The sequence below is a fragment of the Burkholderia sp. genome, assembly GCF_018375725.1.
Taxonomy (GTDB): domain Bacteria; phylum Pseudomonadota; class Gammaproteobacteria; order Burkholderiales; family Burkholderiaceae; genus Burkholderia.
The window spans coordinates 38,536-53,299 of the sequence record NZ_JAHACR010000006.1 but is presented as its reverse complement, the minus strand read 5'-3'; the positions used below and the strand labels follow the sequence as shown (position 1 = coordinate 53,299).

Here is a 14,764-nt window from a genome sequence, read left to right as displayed (position 1 = left end):
TCCGGTGAAAAAGAAAGGGCGGGAATCGCGCGATTCCCGCCCTTTTTCGTTGGCACGGCCGGCAGGCCGCGCGATTGGATCAATGCGCGTTCATGCGCCGCGCGCAAAGACGCGCCGCCGGTTGCGCCGCTGCATCGCGGGACGGCGCGACCTGGCGCATCGGCGCGCGGGCGATCGCCAACGCGTTCGCGCCCTGCGCGTGCGCCGGGCCGCTCATCGCGAAAAACGCGGCGGACACCGTCAGGAAACTCTGGATATGACGTGTATTCATGGCACCTCCTTTTGAACTGCCGGCGCCTCCCTGTACGCATCGAACAACCGGATGCGGACAGGCACCTCCGACAGGACTGCCAAGACTAACGGCAATTGGCGGCAGATGCGTTCGGCTTTACATGCTTTTACATGCTGTAACGCCCGCCCGCCAAGGATTCGCGATCGCGACCCGTATTTTTCGACGGTCAGCGGCGGGTTTGTACCAGTGCTACGATCGACCAAAACCGGCCAAACTCCGGCCACGGCGGACGCGTCCACAAGATGCCGACGCAATCGAGGTTTTGGCGATCCCAAACTGGGTGGAGGAGATTTGACAATGAATGCCCCGCTAGACGCAGGCCAACGCGCGTCCCTGGAAGCCGCGCTGCAGTCCGTCACGCTAGATGACAAATACACGCTCGAACGCGGCCGCGCGTACATGAGCGGCATCCAGGCGCTCGTGCGGCTGCCGATGCTCCAGCAGGAACGCGACCGCGCCGCCGGCCTGAACACCGCCGGCTTCATCTCCGGTTATCGCGGCTCGCCGCTCGGCGGTCTCGACCAGTCGCTGTGGAAAGCCAAGAAGCACCTGTCCGCCCACCAGATCGTCTTTCAGCCCGGCCTCAACGAAGACCTCGCCGCCACCGCCGTGTGGGGCTCGCAGCAGGTCAACCTGTATCCCGGCGCGAAGTACGACGGCGTCTTCGGCATGTGGTACGGCAAGGGCCCGGGCGTCGATCGCACCGGCGACGTGTTCAAGCACGCCAACTCGGCCGGCTCGTCGCAGCATGGCGGCGTGCTGGTGCTCGCCGGCGACGACCACGCGGCGAAATCGTCCACGCTCGCGCACCAGTCCGAGCACATCTTCAAGGCCTGCGGCCTGCCGGTGCTGTTCCCGTCCAACGTCCAGGAATACCTCGACTTCGGCCTGCATGGCTGGGCGATGAGCCGCTATTCGGGCCTGTGGGTCGCGCTCAAATGCGTGACCGACGTGGTCGAATCGTCGGCATCGGTCGACATCGACCCGCATCGCACGCAGATCGTGCTGCCGACCGATTTCATCATGCCGGACGGCGGCCTGAATATCCGCTGGCCGGATCCGCCGCTCGTGCAGGAAGCCCGCCTGCTCGACTACAAGTGGTACGCGGCGCTTGCCTACGTGCGCGCGAACAAGCTCGACCGGATCGAGATCGATTCGCCGAACGCGCGCTTCGGGATCATGACCGGCGGCAAGGCATATCTCGACGTGCGCCAGGCGCTCACCGACCTCGGCCTCGACGACGAAACCTGCGCGCGCATCGGCATCCGCCTGTACAAGGTCGGCTGCGTGTGGCCGCTCGAAGCGCAGGGTGCCCAGGCATTCGCGCGCGGCCTCGACGAGATTCTCGTCGTCGAGGAAAAGCGCCAGATCCTCGAATACGCGATCAAGGAAGAGCTGTACAACTGGCCGGACACGCAACGGCCGCGCGTCTACGGCAAGTTCGACGAGAAGGACGGCGCAGGCGGCGAATGGTCGGTGCCGATGGGCAACTGGCTGCTGCCCGCGCACTACGAGCTGTCGCCCGCGATCATCGCGAAGGCGATCGCGACGCGCCTCGAGAAGTTCGAGCTGCCGTCCGACGTGCGTGCGCGCATCGCCGCGCGGCTCGCCGTGATCAACGCGAAGGAAGCCGCGCTCGCGAAGCCGCACGTGACGACCGAGCGCAAGCCGTGGTTCTGTTCCGGCTGCCCGCACAACACGTCGACCAACGTGCCGGAAGGCTCGCGCGCAATCGCCGGCATCGGCTGCCACTATATGACCGTGTGGATGGACCGCAGCACGAGCACCTTCAGCCAGATGGGCGGCGAAGGCGTGCCGTGGATCGGACAGGAGCCGTTCACCGACGAGAAACACGTGTTCGCGAACCTCGGCGACGGCACCTACTTCCACTCGGGCCTGCTCGCGGTGCGCGCCGCCATCTCGTCGAAAGCGAACATCACCTACAAGATCCTCTACAACGATGCGGTCGCGATGACGGGCGGCCAGCCGGTCGACGGCGTGCTGACGGTGCCGCAGATCACGCATCAGCTCGCGTCCGAAGGCGCGAAGAAGATCGTGATCGTCACCGACGAGCCGGAAAAGTACGACGGCCAGACGTCGCTGCTCGCGCCGGGCGTGACGATCCATCACCGCAACCAGCTCGACGACGTGCAGCGCGAACTGCGTGAAATCGAAGGCACGACGATCCTCATCTACGACCAGACCTGCGCGACCGAGAAGCGCCGCCGCCGCAAGCGCGGCGCGTATCCCGATCCGGCGAAGCGCGCCGTCATCAACGAGGCGGTGTGCGAAGGCTGCGGCGACTGTTCGGTGAAGTCGAACTGTTTGTCCGTCGAACCGCTCGAGACGGAATTCGGCACCAAGCGCCAGATCAACCAGTCGAGCTGCAACAAGGACTTCTCGTGCGTGAACGGCTTCTGCCCGAGCTTCGTCACTGTCGAGGGCGGGCAGCTCAAGAAGCCGAAGGCCGTATCGGTCGACGGCGCCGCACTCCCGCCGATTCCTGAACCGGCGCTGCCGGCGATCGATCGCGCGTACGGCGTGCTGGTGACGGGCGTCGGCGGCACCGGCGTCGTCACGATCGGCGCGCTGCTCGGGATGGCCGCGCACCTCGAAAACAAGGGCGTGACCGTGCTCGACGTGACCGGCCTTGCGCAGAAAGGCGGCGCCGTGATGAGCCACGTGCAGATCTCGCATGCGCCGACCGACATCCACGCAACGCGGATCGCGATGGGCGAGGCGGATCTCGTGATTGGCTGCGATGCGATCGTCACCGCCGGCGACGAGTGCACGTCGCGGATGCGTCACAACGCGACGCGCGTGGTCGTCAACAGCGCGAAGACGCCGACCGCCGACTTCATCAAGAACCCGAACTGGGCGTTCCCGGGCCTTTCCGCCGAACAGGACATCCGTGCGGCGGCCGGCGACGCGGTCGATCTCGTCGATGCAAGCCATTTCGCGGTCGCGCTGCTCGGCGACGCGATCTACACGAACCCGTTCGTGCTCGGCTATGCATGGCAGCGCGGCTGGCTGCCGCTGTCGCTCGCATCGCTCGAGCGCGCGATCGAACTGAACGGCGTATCGGTCGACAAGAACCGTGCGGCGTTCGACTGGGGCCGCCGCGCGGCGTTCGACCTCGCAAGCGTCAAGCAGGCTGCGGCAGGCGATGCGCGCACCGCCCAGACCGGCGCGACGGTGATTGCACTGCACACGAAGAAGGCCGTCGATGCGCTGATCGCGAAGCGGGTGGCGTTCCTCACCGCTTATCAGGACGCGGCCTACGCGGCGCGTTATGCCGCGTTCGTCGACAAGGTGCGGGCTGCCGAGCGCGCGGTCGTCGACAGCGACGGCCAGGAACTGTTGACCGAGTCGGTTGCGCGCAACCTGTTCAAGCTGATGGCGTACAAGGACGAATACGAGGTCGCGCGGCTGCAGTCCGATCCGGCGTTCCTCGCCCGTCTGGCCGCGCAGTTCGAGGGCGACTGGAAGCTGAAATTCCACCTCGCGCCGCCGATGTTCGCGAAGAAGGACGCACACGGTCAGCCGATCAAGAAAGCGTATGGCCCGTGGATGATGAGCGCGTTCCGGATGCTCGCGAAGCTGAAGTTCCTGCGCGGCACCGGGCTCGATCCGTTCGGCCGCACCGAGGAACGCCGCACCGAGCGCGCACTGATTGGCGAGTACGAAGCGCTGATCGACGAAGTGACGGCCAGGCTGACCGCCGCGAACCGCCCGCTCGCGCTCGACCTGGCTGCGCTGCCCGACGGCATTCGCGGTTATGGCCACGTGAAGGAGAACAACCTGCGCGCGGTACGTCAGAAATGGAGCACGCTGCTCGCGCAATGGCGCGCGCCGGCGGGCGGCCAGAGCCGGCAGCAGGTAGCCTGACGCGAAGGGCGCGGCGACAGGCGCCGCGCCCTTCGCGCCTCGCCACAAAAAACGCCACGGAACGCAAGTTCCGTGGCGTTTTTCATTGCACCGCGCGGAAAACGCGGTGCGGGGGCATGCGTGAGCGTTACTTCGTGTTCACGTTCGCGGCGGCAACGGCCGTCATGTTGATGATCCGACGGACGGTCGCAGCCGGCGTCAGGATATGGACCGGCTTCGCGGCGCCGAGCAGGAACGGCCCGACCGTCACGCCTTCGCCGCCGACCATCTTCAGCAGGTTGTACGCGATGTTCGCCGCTTCGACGTTCGGCATGATCAGCAGGTTCGCTTCGCCCGACAGCGTCGTGCCCGGGAACGCGGCCTTGCGAACCGCCTCGGACAGCGCGGCGTCGCCGTGCATTTCACCGTCGACTTCCAGCGACGGCGCGCGCGCGACGATCAGCTTGCGAGCCTCCGCCATCCGGCGCGACGACGCCGACGGCACGCTGCCGAAGTTCGAGTTCGACAGCAGCGCCGCCTTCGGCGTGATGCCGAAGCGCTCGATCTCGGCTGCGGCCTGGATCGTCATGTCGGCGAGCTGCTCGGCGCTCGGCTGCTCGTTGACGTACGTGTCGCACAGGAACAGGTTGCGGCCCGGCAGCATCAGCAGGTTCATCGCCGCATAGTGCTCGGCGTCCTTCGCGCGGCCCAGCACCTGCTCGATGAACTTCAGGTGGCTGTGATACGTGTCGATCATCCCGCAGATCATCCCGTCCGCGTCGCCGAGATGCACCAGCATCGCGCCGATCAGCGTATTGAACTTGCGCAGCGCCGCCTTCGCGACTTCCGGCGTCACGCCATCTCGCGCGCCGATCTCGTGGTAAGCCTGCCAGTAGCGGTGATAGCGCGTGTCGTCTTCCGGATTGACGATCTCGAAATCGACGCCGGCCTTCAGCTTCGAGCCGATCTTCTGCAGGCGCATTTCGACGACCGACGGACGGCCGACGATGATCGGCTTCGCGATCTTTTCCTGCAGCACGAACTGCGCCGCACGCAGCACGCGCTCGTCCTCGCCCTCGGCGAACACGATGCGGGCCTGCTTCTTCTTCGCGGTCGCGAACACCGGGCGCATCACCATGCCCGTGCGATACACGGTCGCGCCGAGCTGCTCGCGGTACGCATCCATGTCCAGGATCGGACGCGTCGCCACGCCCGAATCCATCGCCGCCTGCGCGACGGCCGGCGCGATCTTGATGATGAGGCGCGGATCGAACGGCTTCGGGATCAGGTATTCCGGGCCGAACTCGAGCGAGTGGCCTTCATACGCCTTCGCGACTTCCTCGCTCTGGTCGGTTTCCTCGGCCAGCTCGGCGATCGCGCGCACACACGCGAGCTTCATCTCTTCCGTGATCGTCGTCGCGCCGACATCCAGCGCGCCGCGGAAGATGAACGGGAAGCACAGCACGTTGTTGACCTGGTTCGGGTAGTCCGAACGGCCGGTCGCGATGATCACGTCGGCGCGCGCCGCCTTCGCGTCTTCCGGGCGGATTTCCGGTTCCGGGTTCGCCAGCGCGAGGATCAGCGGACGGTCGGCAATCGTCTTGACCATGTCCTGCTTCAGCACGCCCGCGCTCGAGCAGCCAAGGAACACGTCCGCGCCGACGATCGCGTCGCCGAGCGTGCGCGCGTCGGTAGTCGCCGCGTAGCGCTGCTTCGACGGATCGAGATTGCCGCGGCCTTCGTAGATCACGCCCTTCGAATCGGCCACGAGCACGTTCGCCTTGTTCAGGCCGAGCTTCACGAGCAGGTCGAGACACGCGATCGCCGCCGCGCCCGCGCCCGAGCAGACGAGCTTCACTTCGCCCAGCTTCTTGCCGACCACTTTCAGGCCGTTCAGGATCGCGGCCGACGCGATGATCGCGGTGCCGTGCTGGTCGTCGTGGAAGACCGGGATCTTCATCCGCTCACGCAGCTTCTGCTCGATGTAGAAGCATTCCGGCGCCTTGATGTCCTCGAGGTTGATGCCGCCGAGCGTCGGCTCGAGCATCGCGATCGCGTCGACGAGCTTGTCCGGATCGGATTCCGACAGTTCGATGTCGAACACGTCGATGCCCGCGAACTTCTTGAACAGGCAGCCCTTGCCTTCCATCACCGGCTTTGCCGCGAGCGGGCCTATGTTGCCGAGGCCGAGCACCGCCGTGCCGTTCGTCACGACGCCGACGAGGTTGCCGCGCGACGTGTATTTCTGGGCGTCGAGCGGATCAGCGTGGATCGCCTCGCAGGCAGCCGCGACGCCCGGCGAATAGGCGAGCGACAGATCGAGCTGGTTCGACAGCGGTTTGGTCGGCGTCACCGAAATCTTCCCGGGTTTCGGATTCTGGTGATAAGCGAGGGCGGCCTGCTTCAGTTGTTCGTCCATGATTGACCTGCGAGAGACTTGCGATATATGAATGCCCGGCACGCCGCACCTGGAGCCGCGTGTGCATGAATCGAGGGGATGGTCGACTGCGACGGCCGCTGCACGCCGGATCGGCGCACGATCGAACCTTGGCGGATGGCAAGAAGGAAGTACACAGTACCGGGCGATTTTCTGGAACCGACTAGTGTACACCTCGCGCATGACGAAAGTTGTTGCGCCGCGGTATCCCGGACGCGATGCGCCGGCGCCGTGATCGCCCCCCGCTTATTCCGGGTGTCGCCGCGCCGGCCGCGAATGCCCGTCGAAATTCAGCCTGAATCGGGTAAAATGGCGGACTACGCGCGCAGCGATGCGATCAGGCGACCGATCGCGCCCCTGGCCCTCGCGGGCAGGCTCCCCTTGCTGCGCCACCGGGCCCGCGCCCGCTCCCCCGCTCACCATCCAAGGAATGCCCATGACAGGCTTCGATCGTCAGACGATCTCCGACACGACCGCCAAAATCCTGCTCGAAGTGCAGGCGGTGCACTTCAACGCCGAGAAGCCGTTCATCTTCACGTCCGTCTGGGCCAGCCCGGTCTACATCGACTGCCGCAAGCTGATCTCGTATCCGCGCGTGCGCCGTGCACTGATGGAAATGGCGGAAACGACGATCACGCGCGACGTCGGCTTCGAACAGATCGACGCGGTGGCAGGCGGCGAAACCGCCGGCATCCCGTTCGCGGCGTGGATCGCCGACCGCATGATGCTGCCGATGCAGTACGTGCGCAAGAAGCCGAAGGGTTTCGGCCGCAACGCGCAGATCGAAGGCCATCTGGAAGAAGGCTCGCGCGTGCTGCTCGTCGAGGACCTGACGACCGACAGCCGCAGCAAGATCAACTTCGTCAACGCGCTGCGTACGGCGGGCGCGGAAGTGAACCACTGCTTCGTGCTGTTCCACTACAACATCTTCAAGGAAAGCGTGTCGGTGCTGAAGGACATCGGCGTCGATCTGCACGCGCTCGCGACCTGGTGGGATGTGCTGCGCGTCGCGAAGGCGTCGGGCTACTTCGAGACGAAGACGCTCGACGAAGTCGAGAAATTCCTGCACGCGCCGGCCGAGTGGTCGGCGGCGCACGGCGGCGCCACAGGCGCCCAGGAGTGACCCGCGCCGGCGGGAACGCCGGCGTCTGGCTGCATCAAGCCGCCCGCAGCGATGCGGGCGGCTTTTTTTGCGCGCGGCGTCGTGACGCCATCGCATACACCGGATCCGCACCAGGCCCGGCGCCGTTGCCGGAACGCATCGCAATCGGCTCGAATCGTACCGGTACGCATACGTCCCCTAATGTTGGGTTAGACTTGTCCCATCGTCGGGATCACCCTTGCGACAATGACCGATGCCGGGCGCGTCAGCCCGGCCCACGTGACGGGAGAAGCGCCATATGCGTGTGGATCGCCGGATCGCTCCGCCAGCGCCATCGGGCCGTCCGTTCCCGCTCGCCGTCCTCCTCGGTCTCTCCATCTTCGTGTGCGCGCCGCTCCATGCGGAATCCGCCTTCACCGTCACCAGCGACGATCTGTCGCCCGGCGGCCGCGTCGGCACCGCGCAAGTCTTCGATCGCGGCGACTGCAAGGGCGCGAACCGCTCGCCGCAACTGTCGTGGAGCAATCCGCCGACCGGCACGCACGGTTACGCGGTCACGTTCATCGACCAGGATGCGCCCGGCCGCGGCTGGTGGCATTGGGCCGTCGCGGGCATTCCGGCAACCGTCACGAGCCTGCCCGTCAATGCCAGCGCGTCGGGCTTCCTGCGCCAGATCGGGGCCAGCGAGGCGCGCAACGATTTCGGCATCGACGGCTACGGCGGCCCTTGCCCGCCGCCGGGCAAACCGCATCGCTACATCGTCACCGTTCACGCGCTGAAGAGTCTCGACCTGCGCGTCAGCCCGGGCCGCCCCGCGCCGATGTTCGAGCACGAGATCGCCACGCAGACGATCGGCACCGCCCGGCTCGTCGTGAACTACGGGCAGTAGGCCGGCGCGGCGCGTCGATAAAGGGACACAAGACGGCCCGCCCGCCGTCTTTTTTTCGCCCGGTGCGCCGCCGGGCCGCCGCACGTGGTCTTAAAATGACGGTTTTCGGGCGCGAAAGCGCCGCGGCCCCGTTTCAGTGAGAGCGAAATGAGCACCAAAGTTTTTGTCGACGGCCAGGAAGGCACGACCGGCCTCAAAATCTTCGAATATCTGTCGGCGCGTAACGACATCGAAATCCTGCGTATCGACGAAGCCAAGCGCAAGGATGTCGACGAGCGCCGTCGCCTGATCAACGCGTCGGATGTCACGTTCCTGTGCCTGCCCGACGCCGCGTCGCGCGAATCGGCGTCGCTCGTCGAAAATCCGGACACGACGCTGATCGACGCGAGCACCGCGTTTCGCACCAGCGCGGACTGGGCGTACGGGCTGCCGGAGCTGTCGCGCACGCAGCGCGAGCGGATCCGCACGTCGAAGCGCATCGCGGTGCCGGGCTGCCATGCCTCGGCATTCGTGCTCGCCATGCGTCCGCTCGTCGACGCCGGCATCGTCGCGCCGACGTTTTCCGCGCACAGCTATTCGATCACCGGCTACAGCGGCGGCGGCAAGAAGATGATCGCCGACTACGAAAGCGACGCGACCGGCAAGCTCGCGAGCCCGCGGCCGTACGCGCTCGCGCTCACGCACAAGCATCTGCCGGAAATGGCTGCGCACACCGGCCTCGCGAATGCGCCGATCTTCACGCCGATCGTCGGCCCGTTCTACAAGGGCCTCGCAGTGACGACCTACTTCACGCCGTCGCAACTCGCGAAGCACGCGACGCCGCAGGACGTGCAGCGCATCTTCGCCGAGTACTACGCGGATGAGGCGTTCGTGCGCGTTGCCCCGTTCGACGCCGCCGCGAATCTCGACGACGGCTTTTTCGACGTGCAGGCGAACAACGATACGAACCGCGTCGACCTGTTCGTGTTCGGCAACGAAGAGCGCTTCGTCACCGTCGCGCGTCTCGACAATCTGGGCAAGGGCGCGTCGGGCGCGGCGATCCAGTGCATGAACATCAATATCGGCGCGGCCGAGGATAGCGGACTCAAGCGCTGAACGTCCTCGCATGCGATGCAAGCCGGCCCAGCGCCGGCTTTTTTATTTATTCGAAGCTTGCAATACGTAATTTTCTCGCACGCATTTACAAATATTTTCAATCTTTCAATTCCAAATTCCAAATTTCATCGCGATTAATGACGACTCTCGCATCTACTGTGAATCCCGATCAGGGATAAACCGGATACAGCCGCTTTAACCCATGGCCGATATACGCCGCGCAGGCTTTCACAACGCGCGTTGTCCGTCGCATCGCTACCACTTCGCCCGCCTTCCCTCACACGCCTGCCGTTTTAATTCTTACTCGAGGCCAACACCGATACGGCCCAATTCCGTGCGCATTGTTTCAATCAGCTTTTTTAGACGACTTCGTCAATTGACAGCAAAAATCCGCGCAGCGACATTACATCGCACAATTAAATGATTGGAGACAGCGGCATGTCGCACGCCTTATCGAAGGGAGTGGCAACGGCCTTTGCCATCGCCCCTTTTCTCGTTGCATGTGGCGGAGGAGATTCGGGCGGCCCCGCCCCGATCGCATCGCCACAATGCTCCGGATCGACCTGCGGCACGCAAGGGTCGCCTCCGTCGCAACCGGTCAACATCTCGCTGTGTCCGGCCAACGCCGACATCGTGAAAAGCACGTATCTCGGCGGCGCAGGTAGCGGCGAGGTCGTCAGCGTCAACATCGACGCGGTCGCGATGACCTACACGCTGACGTGGCTCGACTCGCCGATTCCGCTCAAGACGGGCACCGTCACGCCGACGCGCGTGGGCACGACGATCACCGGCCATGTCATGCACCCGCCGGCCGGCATGCTGCCGACCGCCGAGCAGACACGTTGCGCCTTCATTCTCACGCCGGGTGCGGGCAAGGCCTCGGACGGCTCCACGTATTCGACCGCCGCCGATTTCAACCCGGCGAACCCGCCGATGCTGCTGGTCGGTCAGGGCGTCGCGGGCGGCGGCATCCCGGGAGCGACGATCCAGTACGACGGCCTCACGATCGTCCCGGGACTCCTGCAGAACATCGGCCAGGTGCCGAACCGTCACTTCGACTTCTATCCGTATCTGGGCTTCGCGAGCACGACGAACGACCTGTCGAAGCTCCCGGGCACGTACAACGCGCTGCTGTATCACCTCGTGCCGTCGTCGGGCTATGCGACCAGGGGCACGAACTCGACCGAGACTTTCGACGCGAACGGCGCATGCACGTCGTCGGGTTCGTCCGGATGCCTGACGACCGGCGATCCGTGGAAAGCCAGCACGAAGGGCGGCTACTTCGACAGCACGAAGGCGCCGCAAATCCTGCCGCAGACGTCGTTGCCGATGCTCGGCGCAACCGGCAAGTCGGCGACCGCGCATATGGTGATCGGCCAGCTGAACGGTGCGACGGTGCCCGTGATCGTGCGCACCGGCAACGTCTATCTCGGCACGGCTCCGCTGCACGCCGACGCACAGGTCGACGACGAATCGGGCATCGCGGTGCTCGGCTCGGCGGCGGCGCTCAAGTCGGGCGGCATCGATGGCGGCTACGCGGGTGCGGATTCCAACTTCAAGTACACCGCAGCGCTGATCCGCGGGACGAGCGGCACGTTCGTCAACCCGACGACGCAGGCCGCCGAGGACGGCTTCACGCTGGACTACAGCCAGTCGACGCCGGGCCTGCTGGGCATGATGACCGTGCCGCCGAGCGGCGCGGGCTATGCCGCCGGCTCGGGCCTCGTGATCGCGACCGGCGGCCTGTATGCGGCGCTGGTGCAGGGCACGGTGAATGGCGGCGTCACATCGACGTCGGCCAATTCGGGCACCTCGTCGGCACCGTATTTCGGCGTCGGCGCGCAGATCAGCAAGTAACGAACGGCAGCACGCATCGCGACGGCAAGGCGCCCGGCACGGCGCCGGCAGGGCAATAGCAAGAAGCGGCCGCCAGGGAGCGGGCCGCCACACAAGACACATTCTGGAGGAGCAACATGAAGCGGAACCTCGTCCTGGCGGCGGCTATTGCCGCGCCCCTTCTTTCGGCCTGCGGCGGCGGCAGCGGCGACAACCCGCCGCCGCTCGTCGAAGAACGCCTGTGCCCGGCCTCGCTCGACTACAACACGGTCTATACGGGCGGCGCCGGCAGCGGTGAGCTCGTCAAGCTGCAACTCGACACCGTCAAGATGACCTGGCAGGTCACCTATGTCGAATCGCCGGTGCCGCGCACGACCGGCACCGTCTCACCGACGCGCGCCGGCACGGTCGACAGCGGCACGCTCACGATGGAAACGCTGCTGCCCACGAGCAAGCTCAACGAGTGCGCATTCCGCCTCAACGGCGCGAGCCTCGACCCGAGCCGGCCGGCGCGCATCTTCGTCGGCTTCGGCGTGGCGGGCGGCACGATTCCCGGCAAGGAAATCCAGTTCGGCGGCGTGCTCGGTCAGGCCGCGGTGCCCGACACCAAGTTCCCGTACTACCCGTTCATCGGCTTCTCGTCGATCGAGACCGATCTCTCGAAAGTGGCCGGCAAGTACAGCCACCTCGGCTTCGGCGAGGTGCCGTCGCAGAATTTCGCGCCGGTGTCGATCGATGCGACGGTGACGATCAATGCCGACGGCACGTGGGTGAAGTGCGACTCGACCGGCCAGTTCGCCGGCGTGTGCCGCCAGCCGGGCACGAACCTCGCCGTGTCTGCCGACGGCAGCGGCGCGTTCCAGACCAACAACTACCAGAGCCAGCTGAAGCCGACGCTGTCGGCAACGCCGCAAGGCAAAGGCTTCATGGTCGTCGGCAAACTGCGCAACCAGCTCGTGCCGATCCTCGTGCGCACCGGCGTCGCGAACCCGAACCCGCAGCCGGACAATGGCGTGCCGGGCCTCACCGCCGACGACGAATCGAGCATCTCGATCCTCGCGCCGCAAACGGCGATCGCACTCGGCTCGCAAAACGGCGAGTACATCGGCGTCGACAGCCAGTTCAACTACCGGACTACCGCGCTGATCGGCAAGCAGGCCACGCTGCTCGATCCGTTCCAGGCATCCCAGGCGTCGCTCGCGACGGCACTCGACCTCGACTACACGCAGAAAGTGGCAGGCACGGTCACGACGACGCACGCCGGCGCGAACAGTTCGACGCCGACCGGCAAGCTCATCTTCACGGGTGGCGTGCTCGGCTTCCTCGACACGAGCAATGCGTCGTCGCCGTATTTCACGATCGGCGCATTCGTCCAGTAAGCGGGCACCGGAGGCCGTCATGAAAACCATGCTTCTCTGCGCGGCGGCAGGCGCCGCCGCGCTGGCCCCGCTCGCCGCTCACGCGCAGAGCGCCGGCAGCAACCTCGTCACGCTCGGCTGGTTCCACATCATGCCGCAGCAAAGCAGCACGCCGCTCACGACCAACGTCGCGCCGACGCCGATCAACACCCCGCTGCGACTGCAGGGATCGTTCACGTCGGCCGGCACCGGACTGCGCACGAGCGGCGCGGACACCGTCGGCCTCACGGTCAGCCACTTCCTGACCGACCACATCGCGGTGACGTCGGTAGCGGGCGTGCCGCCGGTATTCAAGGTGTCGGGCCGCGGCACGATCCGGCCGCCCGGCCCGGCCGGCGCGCTCGGCACGCAGAACATCGGGCTCGAGGAAGTCAATCCGATCGTGAAAAGCGTGCGCCAGTGGAGCCCGGCGCTGATCTTCCAGTACTACTTTGCGCAGGCCGACGCGAAGTTCCGGCCGTTCCTGGGCCTCGGCGTGTCGTACAACTGGTTCAGCGACCTTCAGCTCAACACGAACTTCATCAAGCAGACGCGCGACAACCTCGGCGCGGTGCTCGCCGCGGGCGCCGGCAAGCCGGGACAGACTCAGGTGGAGGCGAAGGCGTCGTCGTCGTGGCAGCCGGTGTTCAACGCGGGCGTGCAATACAACATCACCGAGCATTTCGGGTTGATCGCGTCGGTCACGTACATCCCGCTGAAGACGACGTCGACCGTGACGATCAAGGCCGCCGACGGCACGGTGCTGGCGGAGTCGAAATCGGATCTGAAGGCGGATCCGATCATCAGCTACGTCGCGATGTCGTACAAATTCTGACGATCGATGGACGAAAAAAAGCCCGCCTGATGAGGCGGGCTGAATCCATATCAGAGGAGACATGGAGGAGACAGGTGCAACTATAGCGAATCAATTTCCGCAACGCAACATTTCCGTAGAGAAAATAAGGATTTTCCCTCGAATCCTGACTCTAAATTGCCACACCTCTTCTGACCCTGTTCGCCTCTCTCGGCAAGCGTCGTCCGCAACAGCGGAACCGGCGACCCCGGCCGCCCTGCCCTGAAACGCCGCCTGACCCGGCCAGCGCCGCCTCATCCATGCCGCCGGCACACCGGAAGCCGGCCCCGGAAAGACGAATGCCCCGCCGTCTTGCGAAGACGGGGCATCGCGATCAGTGTCGAACGAGCGCCATCATCGCGCCGAAACCGACGAACAGGCCGCCCGTCAGCCGGTTGAACACCTTCGCGACGCTCTGGCTCTTCAGCGTCGCGCCGATGCGCGTGCCGAACGACGCATAGACGAGATACCAGCTGACTTCGATCACCGCGAACGTGACGACCAGTACGCCGAACTGCGGCAGCGTCGGCTCGGACGGATTGATGAACTGCGGCAACAATGCGGCGGCAAACAGAATGGCCTTCGGATTGCTTCCTGCGACCAGGAAACCGTTACGGAACAACGCCCCGCGCGATGCCGACGCCGTTGCGCGCTGCGTGGCGGCAGTATCGGCGGCCGGCGCGTCGTCGACGCGCGCCCGCCAGGCTTTCACGCCCAGGTAGATCAGGTACGCGGCGCCGGCGAAGCGCAGCGCATTGAACATCGCCGGCCATGCCTCGAGGAACGCGCCGAGCCCGGCTGCGGACACCGACAGCATCAGCACCAGCGCAAACAGGCAGCCCGCCATCGTCGACGACGCGCGCCGCAGGCCGTGCCGCGCGCCATGCGTCATCACGAGCAGCATGTTCGGGCCGGGAATCGCCGACACGACGAATACCGTCGCCACGTACAGCCACCATGTATGCAAACTCATTGCCGCCCCCGCTCAGAAGAAAA

General features: G+C 65.6%; 10 protein-coding genes. 7 read left to right on the top strand and 3 right to left on the bottom strand.

All coding sequences use genetic code 11. The features are described 5' to 3' along the window. Positions 1 to 79 precede the first annotated feature (79 nt). The gene (locus tag KH616_RS02930; protein WP_292236229.1) at positions 80 to 271 is read right to left on the bottom strand and encodes a hypothetical protein; all 192 of its coding nucleotides are present in this window, start codon (positions 269 to 271) and stop codon (positions 80 to 82) included. Between the two features lie 318 nt (positions 272 to 589). Between KH616_RS02930 and KH616_RS02925 the strand changes: the two genes are divergently transcribed. Next, positions 590 to 4,180, top strand: coding sequence for an indolepyruvate ferredoxin oxidoreductase family protein (locus KH616_RS02925; protein ID WP_292236228.1), 3,591 nt, complete (start codon positions 590 to 592; stop codon positions 4,178 to 4,180). A 127-nt stretch (positions 4,181 to 4,307) separates the two neighbouring features. On the opposite strand, the gene KH616_RS02920 is transcribed toward KH616_RS02925, so the two are convergent. Continuing rightward, complete coding sequence (locus KH616_RS02920) at positions 4,308 to 6,578, bottom strand: NADP-dependent malic enzyme (RefSeq protein WP_292236226.1); 2,271 nt, start codon at positions 6,576 to 6,578, stop codon at positions 4,308 to 4,310. Positions 6,579 to 7,032: 454 nt separating this feature from the next. On the opposite strand from KH616_RS02920, the gene KH616_RS02915 reads away from it, so the two are divergent. The 6 genes from KH616_RS02915 (at position 7,033) to KH616_RS02890 (ending at position 13,750) form a co-directional block, all read left to right on the top strand. Then, positions 7,033 to 7,719, top strand: coding sequence for an orotate phosphoribosyltransferase (locus KH616_RS02915; RefSeq protein WP_292236225.1), 687 nt, complete (start codon positions 7,033 to 7,035; stop codon positions 7,717 to 7,719). Positions 7,720 to 7,996: 277 nt separating this feature from the next. Next, positions 7,997 to 8,587: a YbhB/YbcL family Raf kinase inhibitor-like protein gene (locus KH616_RS02910; RefSeq protein ID WP_292236223.1), complete on the top strand. Its 591-nt coding sequence runs from the start codon at positions 7,997 to 7,999 to the stop codon at positions 8,585 to 8,587. A gap of 147 nt (positions 8,588 to 8,734) precedes the next feature. Beyond that, positions 8,735 to 9,682: an N-acetyl-gamma-glutamyl-phosphate reductase gene (argC, locus tag KH616_RS02905; protein WP_292236220.1), complete on the top strand. Its 948-nt coding sequence runs from the start codon at positions 8,735 to 8,737 to the stop codon at positions 9,680 to 9,682. 438 nt (positions 9,683 to 10,120) lie between these two features. After that, positions 10,121 to 11,539, top strand: coding sequence for a DUF2957 domain-containing protein (locus KH616_RS02900; RefSeq protein WP_292236218.1), 1,419 nt, complete (start codon positions 10,121 to 10,123; stop codon positions 11,537 to 11,539). Positions 11,540 to 11,655: 116 nt separating this feature from the next. Continuing rightward, the gene (locus KH616_RS02895) at positions 11,656 to 12,897 is read left to right on the top strand and encodes a DUF2957 domain-containing protein (protein ID WP_292236216.1); all 1,242 of its coding nucleotides are present in this window, start codon (positions 11,656 to 11,658) and stop codon (positions 12,895 to 12,897) included. A 19-nt stretch (positions 12,898 to 12,916) separates the two neighbouring features. Continuing rightward, entirely contained in the window at positions 12,917 to 13,750 is an 834-nt protein-coding gene (locus KH616_RS02890; protein WP_292236214.1) for an OmpW family outer membrane protein, read from the top strand. A 352-nt stretch (positions 13,751 to 14,102) separates the two neighbouring features. Here KH616_RS02890 and KH616_RS02885 read toward each other — a convergent pair whose 3' ends face one another. Next, positions 14,103 to 14,741 carry a LysE family translocator gene (locus tag KH616_RS02885; protein ID WP_292236212.1) on the bottom strand — a complete coding sequence of 213 codons (639 nt, stop codon included), beginning with the start codon at positions 14,739 to 14,741 and terminating at the stop codon, positions 14,103 to 14,105. Positions 14,742 to 14,764 lie beyond the last annotated feature (23 nt).

Excerpts from the sequence above, each read along its gene's own strand:
- KH616_RS02890 (WP_292236214.1), top strand. The coding sequence starts at position 12,917 with ATGAAAACCATGCTTCTCTGCGCGGCGGCAGGCGCCGCCGCGCTGGCC.
- argC (WP_292236220.1), top strand. The coding sequence starts at position 8,735 with ATGAGCACCAAAGTTTTTGTCGACGGCCAGGAAGGCACGACCGGCCTC.
- KH616_RS02900 (WP_292236218.1), top strand. The coding sequence starts at position 10,121 with ATGTCGCACGCCTTATCGAAGGGAGTGGCAACGGCCTTTGCCATCGCC.
- KH616_RS02885 (WP_292236212.1), bottom strand. The coding sequence starts at position 14,741 with ATGAGTTTGCATACATGGTGGCTGTACGTGGCGACGGTATTCGTCGTG.
- KH616_RS02895 (WP_292236216.1), top strand. The coding sequence starts at position 11,656 with ATGAAGCGGAACCTCGTCCTGGCGGCGGCTATTGCCGCGCCCCTTCTT.
- KH616_RS02925 (WP_292236228.1), top strand. The coding sequence starts at position 590 with ATGAATGCCCCGCTAGACGCAGGCCAACGCGCGTCCCTGGAAGCCGCG.
- KH616_RS02920 (WP_292236226.1), bottom strand. The coding sequence starts at position 6,578 with ATGGACGAACAACTGAAGCAGGCCGCCCTCGCTTATCACCAGAATCCG.
- KH616_RS02910 (WP_292236223.1), top strand. The coding sequence starts at position 7,997 with ATGCGTGTGGATCGCCGGATCGCTCCGCCAGCGCCATCGGGCCGTCCG.
- KH616_RS02930 (WP_292236229.1), bottom strand. The coding sequence starts at position 271 with ATGAATACACGTCATATCCAGAGTTTCCTGACGGTGTCCGCCGCGTTT.
- KH616_RS02915 (WP_292236225.1), top strand. The coding sequence starts at position 7,033 with ATGACAGGCTTCGATCGTCAGACGATCTCCGACACGACCGCCAAAATC.